This is a genomic window from Nostoc spongiaeforme FACHB-130 (assembly GCF_014698475.1).
GTDB lineage: Bacteria > Cyanobacteriota > Cyanobacteriia > Cyanobacteriales > Nostocaceae > Nostoc_B > Nostoc_B spongiaeforme.
In genome coordinates this window covers 342357-355276 of record NZ_JACJTB010000002.1, presented here as the reverse complement: position 1 = coordinate 355276, position 12920 = coordinate 342357, and the positions used below count along the sequence as shown (strand labels likewise).

The 12920-nt window shown below is 41.4% G+C and carries 13 protein-coding genes and 1 tRNA gene; 7 read left to right on the top strand and 7 right to left on the bottom strand.

The window, feature by feature from the left end:
- The first annotated feature begins 426 nt into the window (after positions 1–426).
- From H6G74_RS03770 to H6G74_RS03745, 6 genes are all read left to right on the top strand, one after another.
- Positions 427–969, top strand: coding sequence for a GNAT family N-acetyltransferase (locus tag H6G74_RS03770; RefSeq protein ID WP_190966375.1), 543 nt, complete (start codon positions 427–429; stop codon positions 967–969).
- A gap of 360 nt (positions 970–1329) precedes the next feature.
- Positions 1330–1403 (top strand) — tRNA-Pro (locus H6G74_RS03765).
- A gap of 795 nt (positions 1404–2198) precedes the next feature.
- Positions 2199–3014 (top strand): Tic22 family protein, encoded by an 816-nt coding sequence (locus H6G74_RS03760; protein ID WP_190966374.1) that lies wholly within the window; start codon positions 2199–2201, stop codon positions 3012–3014.
- A gap of 3 nt (positions 3015–3017) precedes the next feature.
- A complete protein-coding gene (prmC, locus tag H6G74_RS03755; RefSeq protein WP_190966373.1) occupies positions 3018–3941 on the top strand; it encodes a peptide chain release factor N(5)-glutamine methyltransferase in 924 nt (307 codons plus the stop codon).
- Positions 3942–4066: 125 nt separating this feature from the next.
- Positions 4067–4654 (top strand): L-threonylcarbamoyladenylate synthase, encoded by a 588-nt coding sequence (locus H6G74_RS03750; RefSeq protein WP_190966372.1) that lies wholly within the window; start codon positions 4067–4069, stop codon positions 4652–4654.
- Positions 4655–4677: 23 nt separating this feature from the next.
- Entirely contained in the window at positions 4678–5577 is a 900-nt protein-coding gene (locus tag H6G74_RS03745) for a sensor histidine kinase (RefSeq protein ID WP_190966371.1), read from the top strand.
- A gap of 164 nt (positions 5578–5741) precedes the next feature.
- Here the strand turns inward: H6G74_RS03745 and H6G74_RS03740 are convergent, their stop codons facing one another.
- The 5 genes from H6G74_RS03740 to H6G74_RS03720 form a co-directional block, all read right to left on the bottom strand.
- Positions 5742–6203, bottom strand: coding sequence for a GNAT family N-acetyltransferase (locus tag H6G74_RS03740; protein ID WP_190966370.1), 462 nt, complete (start codon positions 6201–6203; stop codon positions 5742–5744).
- 122 nt (positions 6204–6325) lie between these two features.
- The gene (locus H6G74_RS03735; protein WP_190966369.1) at positions 6326–6718 is read right to left on the bottom strand and encodes a hypothetical protein; all 393 of its coding nucleotides are present in this window, start codon (positions 6716–6718) and stop codon (positions 6326–6328) included.
- 162 nt (positions 6719–6880) lie between these two features.
- Positions 6881–7867: a protein translocase subunit SecF gene (gene secF, locus H6G74_RS03730; RefSeq protein ID WP_190966368.1), complete on the bottom strand. Its 987-nt coding sequence runs from the start codon at positions 7865–7867 to the stop codon at positions 6881–6883.
- Positions 7864–9288 carry a protein translocase subunit SecD gene (gene secD, locus H6G74_RS03725; protein ID WP_190966367.1) on the bottom strand — a complete coding sequence of 475 codons (1425 nt, stop codon included), beginning with the start codon at positions 9286–9288 and terminating at the stop codon, positions 7864–7866. The genes secF and secD overlap by 4 nt, the downstream gene beginning before the upstream one ends.
- Positions 9289–9458: 170 nt before the next feature.
- Positions 9459–10442, bottom strand: coding sequence for an alpha-ketoacid dehydrogenase subunit beta (locus H6G74_RS03720; RefSeq protein ID WP_190966366.1), 984 nt, complete (start codon positions 10440–10442; stop codon positions 9459–9461).
- A gap of 202 nt (positions 10443–10644) precedes the next feature.
- On the opposite strand from H6G74_RS03720, the gene H6G74_RS03715 reads away from it, so the two are divergent.
- Complete coding sequence (locus H6G74_RS03715) at positions 10645–11337, top strand: hypothetical protein (RefSeq protein ID WP_190966365.1); 693 nt, start codon at positions 10645–10647, stop codon at positions 11335–11337.
- Positions 11338–11444: 107 nt separating this feature from the next.
- On the opposite strand, the gene H6G74_RS03710 is transcribed toward H6G74_RS03715, so the two are convergent.
- Together H6G74_RS03710 and H6G74_RS03705 are read right to left on the bottom strand one after the other, a co-directional pair.
- Positions 11445–11735, bottom strand: coding sequence for a helix-turn-helix domain-containing protein (locus H6G74_RS03710; RefSeq protein WP_190966364.1), 291 nt, complete (start codon positions 11733–11735; stop codon positions 11445–11447).
- 169 nt (positions 11736–11904) lie between these two features.
- Positions 11905–12801, bottom strand: a complete 897-nt coding sequence (locus H6G74_RS03705; RefSeq protein WP_190966363.1) for a hypothetical protein — start codon at positions 12799–12801, stop codon at positions 11905–11907.
- Between the last annotated feature and the right edge of the window lie 119 nt (positions 12802–12920).

Here is a 12920-nt window from a genome sequence, read left to right as displayed (position 1 = left end):
CAGGAGGACGACACTTTGCTCAAGTCGAGCCAGCGCGTTGCGGAGGTTCCCTCCGTTGTAGCGACTGGCGTGGGAAAACCGCCCACGCAAGTGTCTCCAGAAGGCAGAAGTCAGGAGGAAAAGTCTTATGATTCCTGGCATTCAAGCTTTCAAATTGTCCTAACACATCTGACTACCGCCATATATAAAATTGACTCTCAAAACTTTGCCTTTTGGGGAATTTTCCCTGGACTTTACAACAAAATGCTAAAGTTGAAAATGATTGGTACAAAACACGCGATTAAAAGCTGTTGTCATTCAATGATCCCAACAAAATCTGAAAAACTCAGGGTGTAGGGTAAAAGATGGCACTAACTTGATAAAACGTGTATCATCTCTTTAAAAGAGTGGTAGCCAATTCAGTTATACTACCCGAACCACGTTGGCATGGGTTTTTGGAAAACTTGGTTTAGTACTCCTGAATCTGTAACGGCAAACAGAGCAACTTCCTTTGAAGAGCATACAGGGGAATTTGGTAACTCTAGTGCTAATAGTGATGCGGTGCGAAACTCGGAACGCATTGTTTTCAGCACTGAGAGAGATATTGACTTGTATGAATTAGAAGAACTGTGTGATGCAGTTGGTTGGTCACGTCGTCCTTTGCGAAAAGTAAAAAAAGCCATAGAGCATAGTTTTCTCGTCGCCTCAATGTGGCAAGTACGAGGAAACCAACGTCGGCTCATTGGTTTTGCCCGCGCTACCTCAGATCATGCTTTTAATGCCACGATTTGGGATGTAGTAGTTCATCCAGACTTTCAAGGTAAAGGGCTGGGTAAAGCTTTGATGAAATACGTCCTCAAAAAACTCAGAAGTGAAGAAATCAGTAATGTCACTCTCTTTGCTGATCCCCATGTAGTTGATTTCTATAGGGGTATGGGTTTTATGGCAGACCCTGAAGGCATTAAGGGAATGTTTTGGTATCCTCACTAAAATATTTTGACTAGAGGCTAGTACAACAAGGCAAAAGTAAAAAAGTCAAAAGTCAAAAGTAAAGAATAGTTATACCACAAGCCTTTTAGCAGTTACTTATGATCACTGAGCGTGGTCGAAGTTTGGTCTGTTTATTTACGCCGTACTGTACTAGGGGATCGAGTTTAGAGATTAATATTTTTATTCGACACTTGCCACTTAGCACTTTTTCAGAGTGTCTTAATACATAACCTTTAACTATAAATTAAGGTGAATGGTTGGCAAATCGATGTTAAGTCTGCTATTATAGTAAAGGTTGTGTGTTAAAATAGATGTCTGGTAATGCGAAAGGCAAAGTCAGTAGCACCCAACTAAAAAATCCGGGATGTAGCGCAGCTTGGTAGCGCGCCTGCTTTGGGAGCAGGATGCCGCAGGTTCAAATCCTGTCATCCCGATTGAAATTTAATATTTTAAATTTGGTAGTATCCTATCTATGTATTTATCCAGAGATAGGATATTTCTTTATATTTTTAAGTTGTAATTAGAATTTACTATCGTTGAAGTAGAAAATTTTTGTGGCAGTCGAATTGTGTACTAAGTTTAACAATTAGATTGTATAGGAATACGGTTTGATTCCTGAATCTAGTTGTGTAGGTAGGGATTAGGGAATGGGGAGTAGGGAGTAGGAAAGAAGCCTGATCTGGGTGTACTGATTTTTTCCCAAATCAAATATGAGTCTTGTAGATACCACAGAAAAAGATAATTTAGTTTCTTCGGTTTGCTCAAAAATTGAGGAATGATATTTTGAATAGAAAAATCAGCCGAGAGTAAGTCTAGGCATTGATTTAAGCAATGATATGGGCAATAAATAAATGGAACGAATTATTTTGCGATCGCGTCACTAGTTTTTGAGAAAGACAATAAAATGGCATTAATCATCTCAACGGTCGGCAAAAGTTTTCATTTTTTGAGAGCAGTCTATAATAGGCATCTATAATTCTTGTGCAGGAATCAGGCAAAGCCAAATAAAAAAATCAGGTTGCAGCACAATTGACTGCGACAAAAATAGCGTAGGAGTTCTCAAGAATTTAGAAATCTCCCATTTTGCGAGTTGATTGTGACCATTTAATAGCCATTATGGCGTTTTTACATCTCAGATGGATTGCTATATAACTAAAACAAGTTAGTGCTGTGCAAATCCAACCAATTAGTCTGACTTTAATTAAAAACCATTGACGCGAGGAGTAGTCATGAAAGCATTAGTTCGCTGGGGCGCAACATTGGGTTTAATCGGGAGTACTCTGTTAGGCACAGTTTTTGTCGGTAATGTCCCAGTGCTGGCATTGTCAGAACAACAAATCAAAGAAAAACTAGACTCAGTACCAGTGTATCTAATTACCAATGATAAAGGATTACCTTTGAGTCGTCCTTTACCAGAAAATCAAGATGGTAAGAAACTGGGTGGTTCAGTCACAGGTGTTTATCTCAGCCGTCAAGAGGCGCAGGCTTTTATTAATCAACTGCGGACTACCAACGCTAACGATCCCAAAATGGCAGAAATTGTCAAGAGTCTCCAGGTGACAGCTGTACCGTTGGGAATTATTTATCAGCAGTTGCAACAAACCAAAAATCAACCTAACCGTTTGGTATTTGCTTTTAAACCAGTAGATCAGGATGTCAAAGGCGCATTAGAATTACTGAACCAAAGCGGTCAGAAAGTAGAGCAGTTTCGGAGTGTGCCGATTTTTGCGGTTCGCTTTGCACCAGATCAAGGTTATGTACCTATTAAACTGACAAACGACAAAGAACAAGTTGTACCTTTGTTTGTGAGTAAGCAAGATGCTCAAGGTTTGTTAAACCAAGTCAAACCAAAATATCCCAAGGCGGATATTCAGGTTATAGACATAGATGGCGTAATCAAGACTTTACAAGATAAGAACGAAGATTGGCTCAAGCAAGTGGTGTTAGTGCCTTCTCAAGAATCCAGAGAGTATATTCGGACTTTACCCAAAAATTCGGGAAATAGTGGGAATAATAATGCCCAACCTGCAAAGCCAAAACGTTAAAGCATGGCAGATCAACAGCCACAGATAGTTTCTGGGTTACAACTTTGGCAGTGGCGTAAGCAAGCAATTCAAGCTGCGATCGCTGCTGCTGTACCCCCATTAGAAGTTGATTGGCTGCTGCAAGAAATCGCTGGTTTAGACCGTTTGGCACTGCGTTTAGAATCTTTCAAAGACTGGGCGGAAGTACCCATTGCCATGTCTTTGAGAGATTTAAAACAGCTTTGGCAGAAACGATTGTGCGATCGCGTACCAGTGCAGTACATCGCGGGTGTAACACCTTGGCGAAATTTTAAACTGGCGGTGTCGAGTGCGGTGTTAATTCCTCGACCAGAGACAGAGTGCATCATTGATTTAGCAGTAGCGGCGATCGCTCAAAAACAGGTTGTCAAGTCATTAGATCAAGGGCATTGGGTAGACTTGGGGACTGGGAGTGGTGCGATCGCCATTGGGTTGGCGGATGGGTTGCCAAACGCTACGATTCATGCTGTTGATTACAGCAACGCCGCCTTAGAAATTGCCCAAACCAACGCCAAAAATCTGGGGTTTGCCGACAGGATTCATTTTTATCAAGGTTCTTGGTGGGAGCCATTAACCACTCTCAAAGGCCAAATCAGTGGAATGGTTTCTAATCCGCCCTATATCCCGACTGAAACTGTGGCTACCCTAGAACCGGAAGTCAAGCAGCATGAACCACATTTGGCATTAGATGGTGGTGCTGATGGTTTAGATGATATTCGTCATTTAATTGAAGTCTCACCCAGTTATTTGCGCCCTGGTGGCGTGTGGCTGATTGAAATGATGGCGGGACAAGCGGGTGCAGTGCGAGAACTTTTGCAAAATCAAGGTAGCTATAGCGATATTCAAATCCACTCTGATTTAGAAGGAGTTGAACGTTTTGCTTTAGCGTATGTAGGGAACAGGGGATAGGTGACAGGTGACAGGTGATAGGGGTGAAAGGTTTTGGATATATACATCCCTACACCTTGACAGGAGTTATGAGTGAAAATACAAAAATTACGTATTTTCATTCATAACTTCTGACATTGGTAGATATGGCTCAAGTTGCTCTAGAAGATTTGATTGCAGGCGCACAGGCTGGCTGTTTAGTGAGTTTTCCGACTGATACTGTGCCAGCACTGGCGACTTTGCCAGAAAAAGCTGCCTTAATTTTTGCCGCCAAGCAGCGCAGCCAGGATAAACCTTTGATTTTGATGGGTGCTAAGGCTGAGGATTTATGGCCTTATGTCAAGGGTGGCGAACATGAATATGAAATTTGGCAACAAGTAGTAAGTAAATATTGGCCGGGGGGGTTAACGTTAGTATTGCCAGCGAGCGATCGCTTGCCCAAAGAAATGAACCCGACTGATCCGACTACGGTTGGTATTCGAGTCCCAGATAATGCGATCGCCCGTTCTATTTTGGCAAAAACAGGCCCTTTAGCCACAACCAGTGCCAACTTTTCTGGACAGCCACCTTTACAAAGGATGGCAGAAATTACGGTGCAATTTCCTGATGCGTTAACCTTAGAGACGAAAGGACTTATTGAGGAAATTTCTGGGGTTGGTGTACCTTCCACTGTTGCTAAGTGGACAGGAGAAAACTGGCAAATTTTGCGTCAAGGAAGCATCACACTGGATTAATCAGAATAATAATTGCCATATTTATGAACTGGAGCAACTGGGCATATCTTGCAGTCGGAATCATCTTAGGAATCGGTTTTCGTTGGTTATTTGCCAAGTCAGCAAACACTAGTCCTAACACATCGCCAGTAATATCAGAATCACAAGAAACTGTGTCACAACTGCGGCAAGAAATCAAACAAACGCAGTTGGCTTATCAAATGGCGCAGGAGATGAGTCAATTTAAAGCGGGTTTTTTAGCACGTACTACCCATGAATTGCGATCGCCACTCAATAGTTTAATTGGGTTGCATCAATTAATTTTGTCAGACTTATGTGAAAATCCCGAAGAAGAACGAGAATTTATCGCCCAAGCTCACGAAAAAGCTTTGAAATTGCTGCATTTGATGGATGAAATTCTCAGCATTTCTCGAACTGAATACGGTACAAATAAGTTAGATATTCAGCCGCGCTGTTTAGACACAGTTTTTCAAGAAGTTAAAGACTTAACTTATATGCTGGCGGCGAATCGAAATTTTTCCTTGCAGATGTCACCCATAGATCCAGATGTTCATGTATTGGCAGATCATCGCTGGTTGCGCCAAGTTTTAGTTAATTTAGTAGACACGGCAATTAGCCAAATGCAAGAAGGTAGTATTTGTGTTTCGGCGACAGTTTCAGATACTAATAACTTGGCTCATATCTATTTAGATATTCCCACCCATGCTTTACCAGAAAGTGAGCCGATTGATTTAATGCAAAATAATAATCAGCCTCCTCAAAATCAAGATGAGAAGGCTAACTTTTCTCCCGGAATGAAATTATTACTCAATCAAATATTATTAGAAGTTATGGGAGCAAAACTAGAAATGCTTCCTAATTTAACAAGTCCAGAATCAACTGATTCACTAACTAGGGTACAAATTACCATTCCTGTAGCTTGAGAAAGTGCTGAGTTTTGAGTGCTGAGTGCTGAGTAAAAAGCCTCTAGTACAGATCGGTGGAAATAAAGATACCATTTCAAGTTAGCGAAAAGCTTGTGTTGTAAGCTTTTTGACTTTTGCCTTTTGCCTTTTGCCTTGTTGTACTAGCCTCTAACCTCTAACCCCTATTCCTGAAACTGTAGTTCTGCTGCGGAAAGGGAATTTAGCTGTTTGGATTGGTTGTGTAGCACCATAGTTGTGCTGCTATTGGGTATAAAACCCATTTTTGTATAGAACCCTTGCTGGTGAGTAGTCATTAAATATACTCGCTCTACCAATTTCATTCGGGGATGGTTTAAAACTGTTGTGATTAATTTGCTACCTAGCCCAGTGCCTTGGTAGTCTGGGTGAATGACTACATCCCAGATTGTGGCACGATAGATACCATCAGAAGTTGCTCTAGCAAAGCCAACGAGTTTTGTATCATCCCATAAAGAAATTACTGGCTCGCTATTGGTAATAGCGATGTTTAAGTCCTCAATACTACGTCCTTTTGCCCAAAAAGCTGCAATATTAAATAATTCTTGGAGTTGGTAAAGGTCGATGTCAGAATGGCGATCGCTAAATTTAATCTGAGGATGGTTCATGTGTAGCAACTCAATTGCACCAATAAGTATGTTTGCTTTTATTTAGTCATATTGTGCAGAAAATTTCTCCATAGGCATAGCGAAATGCAACTATATACAAATTTATTTAACCATTCTCAGATTTACTCACAAATGAACTTCCACAGAGGATGACTAGGCCCTTGCTGGCGGATGCGACAAACTTGTTTTTCTAGGCGTTCTTTTTCTGGCTGTGGTAGTCCCATTAAAATATTGCGGCTTTGCCAAACTAAAACAGAAATGGTCATAGCAATACAAAAACTTAAACCCAGGGTAGACAGGGGATGATAGATGAGTCCATATCGCACTGCTACCCAGGTAAAGTATTGTTGCCACAGAGCAATTTCTGAGCGTAAATTCCACAGACTCACAGGGGCAATCAGCAGCCATAAAAATGTCACAAATAACCATCTGCCATACACTGTCAGATGATGTAGTTTCTGAACTTGTTTAGCAAAAGATGGGTCATTAATTGATGGTTGTTCTGATTGATCCATAGCAGGAAAAGGTCACGCGGACGTGGATGCAAATAGTGTTAGCAATTTTTGATTTTAAATGCGAGATTTTGGGTAGTTTTTGAATTTGAGTCTTGGTTTGAGAAAAGTGGAAGCAGTATAAACAACATTTCAGTAAGTTAATCTAAAATCCCTAATAATTGACTAACTATCTGCTGATGCGTCAAATGCTTCGCTGTTGGTGACTGGATTGGGTTTCTCTGTACGTTCTCGCCACAAAGCTAGGAGAGTACTAGCAATAAAAATACTGGAGTAAGCTCCGGCGATGAAACCAATAATTAAGGCTAAGGCAAAGTTTTTTAGGGTTTCTCCCCCAAACAGAAAGATGGCAAATAAGGTCAATAATGTGGTTAAGGTGGTGTTAATTGACCTAGTTAGGGTTTGATTGACGGCATCATCGACAATTTCGGCAATTGGGCGGTTAGGATTGGTTTTGAGGGTTTCACGAATGCGATCGTAAATTACCACTGTGTCGTTGACTGAAAATCCAGTAATTGTCAGCAAAGCAACGATGAAAAGGCTATCGACTTCTGTTCCCAAAACCAGACCTAAAATTGAGAATATGCCTACTGTGATCAACACATCGTGAAACAGAGCAATAATCGCAAAGATGGCATAATCTAACTGAAATCGGAAAGCTAGGTAGACGATAATTCCAGCAAAGGACACCACCAAAGCAATCATCCCAGAAGTAAATAACTCTCTTCCCAAGGTAGGCCCAACTGTGTCAATTTGGTTTTTCTGCTCGTCAAAAGCACCAACTTTGGCGCTGAGAGCATTTTGCAACTGGGTACGCTGATCGCGATTTAAATTTTTTGTCCGAATTAAGATACCGTTTTCTTTTTTGGTTTCTTGATCGGCAACAATTTGGATACTACTATCGCCTAGCCCTTGTTCTTTGGCGACTTCCCGAACAACGTTGATATCAAGTGGCTGTTCACAGTTTTTCGGTTGACTGCAATCTCGTTCAAACTGTAATCTTGTACCGCCAACAAAATCTAAACTGGGACGTAGCGGCGCACGAATATTTGGATTTTGCCAAGAAATCACCATTGAGATGATACCAGCAAGGATCACTGCACAAGAGATAATCCACCAAAGCGATCGCGATTTGTTAATACTCAGTTTCATTGCGCTACCTCAGTCTTATTAGATGCTCCTGATGCTGACAGGTTCGGACAGTAAAATTCTGGTTTTCGCAGTGCAGGAATCGAAATTGCTAAAAACATAAAGGTACGACTACAGGTAATCGCAGTAAACATACTCACTGCTACGCCCAAAGCCAAGGTGAGCGCAAAGCCTTTCACCAAACCAGCACCTAGCCAGAATAACGCTGCACAAGCAATCACTGTTGTGACGTTGCCGTCTAAGATACTCGAAAAAGCGCGGTAAAAGCCAGATTCCACAGAGCGATACAATGACTTACCTGCTTGCAGTTCTTCTCTGGTGCGCTCAAAAATTAGCACGTTAGCATCCACCGCCATACCAATACTGAGAATAAAACCTGCAATACCTGGCAATGTCAGAGTTACACCTAACAAGGCAAAGCAAGCCCAAGTCAGAATAGCGTAGATAATCAGCGCAATATTCGCAATTAATCCTGGTAGTCTATAGTACAAAATCATAAATATTAATACTAAAAGCAGACCACCACTGCCAGCATAGATACTGCTGACAATACTGTCTTTACCCAAGGTAGCCCCAACGGTGCGGATTTCAGCAATTTCCACAGGTACAGGTAGCGCACCACCACGTAGTTGCACGCCTAAATCATTGGCTTGTTGGGCTGTAAAGCGGCCTGTAATAACTGCTGCACCACCAGTAATCCCGGTAGCCGCAAATTCTGGCCCGACTACAGGGGCGCTGATCAGTTCGTTATCTAAGAAAATCCCAATACTACGGCCTGTACCTGCTAGATTTTTGGTAAGGTCAGCAAATAATTCACCGCCCTTCTGCTCAAAACGAATGGCAACATTCCAATTGTTACCTTGTTGAGTCGGTTCACCGTAGGCATCTTGCAGGTATTTACCATTCAGGGGAGGATCGGTGCTTTCAAATAATTCCAGGATGGCTTGATTATTTTTTTGTAATTCTTCTTGATTTTTGTTAATTGCGGCTTTATCTGTGCTGTTGCGTAATTCTTGCTGCTTGGCTTTCAGTTCTGCACGTGAAGATTGAAAGGCAAAAAGTTGGGTTTCAGTTCCAGGTTTTTGTTTACGAAATTCTAATTGTGCTGTACCGCCTAGCACTCTTTCTGCTTGTTCGGGATCATTTACCCCTGGTAACTGGACAAGAATTTTATCTGCACCTACGGTTTGAATGACTGGTTCGGAAACACCAAGGCCGTTAATTCTTCCTTCTACGACTTTTTGAACGCCTGCTAATTCGCGTTCGGTGATTTCCTTCATCCCTGGTGCGGGTTTGACTTGAATTGTAAGCTGGGAACCGCCGCGTAAATCCAGCCCCAGAGGTATAGGAATTGTGGCAATTACTGCGATCGCAGCGATTACCAAAACTAATATTAAAGCTAATAGTGACTGCTGTCTTTGCATACCATAACTCGCAACTGACAAACGCTATAATAGCGTTCTTTGATTGAGTTATGAATGATGGGGAGTAGGGAGTGGTGAGTGGGGAGTAGGTATCAATCAAGTCAAAAGTCAAAAGTAAAAAGGTAAAAGACTATATTTCTTTTGACTTTTGCCTTTCTACTCCCTATTCCCTAAACACGCATAGCGACCATTTTCTGTACAGCTTCGACGATTTGTTCTGGCTGGACGATGGTAAGACGCTCTAGAGCGCCGTTGTATGGTGTGGGAATATCTTGGGAAGATAGACGCAGTACTGGTGCATCTAATTCGTCAAAAAGGCGATCGTTAATGGAAGCAGTTAGTTCTGCACCGATACCGCCAGTCCGCATACATTCTTCCACAACAATTACGCGGTGGGTTTTGCGGATAGATGCACCGATGGTATCAAAATCCAAGGGTTTGAGTGATATTAAATCAATAACTTCGGGGTCGTAACCTTGTTTTTCTAAAGGCTTCACCGCTTGCATCACATGATGACGCATCCGGGAGTAAGTCAGAATTGTGACATCTTTGCCTTGACGCACTACCTCGGCTTTATCTAAGGGCAGGAGGTATTCTTCTTCTGGTAAATTTTCTTTTAAGTTATACAACAGTACATGCTCAAAGAACAGTACGGGGTTATCGTCGCGGATGGCGGATTTGAGTAAGCCTTTAGCGTTGTAGGGTGTGGAACAAGCCACAATTTTTAACCCTGGTACGGCTTGAAAGTAAGCTTCTAGGCGTTGGGAGTGTTCTGCGCCTAATTGTCTACCTACACCACCGGGGCCGCGAATCACCATTGGAATTTTAAAGTTACCACCGGAGGTATAGCGTAACATCCCGGCGTTATTGGAGATTTGGTTGAAGGCCAAGAGCAGAAAGCCCATATTCATACCTTCAATAATCGGTCGCAACCCAGTCATGGCCGCCCCGACTGCTATACCAGTAAAGCTATTTTCGGCGATGGGAGTGTCTAAAACCCTCAAGTCACCATACTTTTTGTACAAGTCTTTGGTGACTTTATAGGAACCGCCATAGTGTCCTACGTCTTCACCCAGAACAAATACACTGGAATCACGCGCCATTTCTTCATCAATGGCTTCCCGCAGAGCGTTGAAAAATAATGTTTCTGCCATTTAAACCTTTAGTTACGACGGTTGTTTTAGAATCTTATCGCGCTGCCGTAGCAAATACGGTGAGCGATCGCACTAGTTGGAGATGAGTTTTTGAAATATTAGTAAATCTACTGAATTCAATACTCAATAATGTTTATTTAGTATATACATAAATTGTCACAATTACGGCTATGTCTCGTTGTTACTCAACCTAATCCAGAACATGAGTAGATTTCGATTTCCGAATTTTTTGACTACGATTCGAGCAATAATTATTGTACTTTGTGGTTTGATGACTTTCTCGATATTAGGCTATGCAGCTTATCGAATTTATCAAGAATTATTTCGAGAACGTCATGTTGGTGACATAGTTAATCTAGAAACTGATTCTGATGTTAAAGTGCAATTTAGCTTGAATTCATTTGAAGTGATTAAAGGTACACCGTACCTGATGTCCACGATCAGTTCCCAACAAAATTATCGTCAGTCTTACTATGAAAAAGAAGCTGCCAGCATTCGGAATTTTTTATTTTTTAATACCAGTGATCAATCAGCTTGGAAGTTAATTCCCAATAATAACTCGTTGTTTGTACGCTATCAAACATTAGGCTTATCAACACCTCCTGAAAATGTTATCAAAAAGGTGCAAGGAATTTGGTATGAAGTGGTAACGGCTGACAGCGATGGTGACAAACGACTGACAGCAAGCGATCGCAAAACTATAGCTGTTTCTGATTTTGCTGGCAAAAATTATACTGAAGTTATCCGCCAAGTAGACCAAGTATTAGGAACCCATCAACCTAATGAAGCCACTTTCCTTGTTTTTTACACCTCAGATGCAAAAAATTTCGTGACTGAAATCAATATTCCAAAGCGAAAAGTGGTGGTAACAAAACCATTACCACCGTTAGAGTAAGAATTCAGGAAGGAAGGAGTCAGAATTCAGAATAAATCAGGAGTCTGCTAGATATTAAGTTAATTAATTCTGACTGCTGGATTCTGTATTTTGAATTCTGCAAAAAGTTAACTACAAACAGGTGTATCTGGGACTGGCGCTACTGAATTTTCAGGAAAACGCTTTGGTCTACCGGGTTTACGTTTATGGCGTTGATTGATGGATTTTTCACTGGCGGAGGCTAATTCTTCTGGTGTACATCCAAATAGACGTATAGCCTCTAGATATTTTTTGGGTGTCATTGTAGGTTCCGTGCGCCCAGCTTCCCAGTTACGTACACTGGTTTCACTAATTGCAAGCCTGAAGGCCACCTCTGCACGGCTAAGTCCAGCACGTTCTCTCAGGACTTGCATATCCATAGTTTCATGCTCCCTTTAAGAATAATTTTGAATTTATTTATTAAATCGATTGGCGTTTAAGCCAATTGCAAAGAATTTATTAACTATCTTATTTTATAAGCGATCGCCAATCCTCTAGCAAACGAGGTATAACATTCATAATATAAAGAGTTTAAATATACAATGAACGTCAGCCAGGAATTGAAATAGTAGAATTTGCGGTGCGGCGTTTAAAAATAATCATCTCGTTACCGACAATGGGGTTACGGGCGACTAATCTATCTTGAGAGTCGAAAATTTCTAAATGACTAAAATTTAATTCTTGAGAACGCTGTAATATTTCTGATGCAAGTTTGTTTTGTTGAGATTCTTTAAGAGAGTACCAATCATCATTAATTTTAATAATGAGATTGCTAGTGCGAAAATTGGCTTGAATTGACTTTATCAGACCAGAGGCAAAGCGATCGCTAATTTCTGCTACTTGATTTTCAATCGCTGCAATCAAAATTTGTTCTGGGGTTAATTCTACTGCGGGTTTCGGTTCTGGTTCCGGTGTTGGTGTAACCTCCGGTTCTGGTATTGGCGTAACTTCTGCTTCTGGTTCCGGTGTTGGTGTAGGTGTAACTTCCGGTTCCGGTGTTGGCGTAACTTCTACTGGCGGCTGAGGTTCTGATGTTGTAGACTCAGGCGGAATAGTTGGTGCAGGCGTAGGTACAGGAACTTCCTCAACAGGCGGAATGGTAGCAATTTCCGTAGGTTTACTCGAAAATAAGCTAGAAGTTGTCCCAATCACCAAAACTAAAGTAATTCCAGCAATAATTCCTGTCAAAGTTGTGTCTGACAACTTCCTAGAGAAACTTGCTGGTAATAAAGAGCGAATTTTAGCTAATAAACCACTCCAGACTAACTGAAACTGCTGCCAAGTTGGATTGGTTGTAGATGACTCAGCCTCTAATTTCACCACGGCTGTTTCTAAAACCCCAATTGTCCCCCGCAACACTCCGATAATAGCCGCCTTCCAAATTGGCGGTTTTCTAGAATAAGGTTCTTGGGGCGGAGGTTGTGAATTTCGGTTGTCTCGTGACATGGAACTTTCACCAAAAGCAACGAATCAAAGACAAACAATATATAGCAGGTGATAGGTTACAGGTGATAGGTTACAAGCTGGAAAATACTGATGGAGTTCCTACTCAGCACTCAGTACTT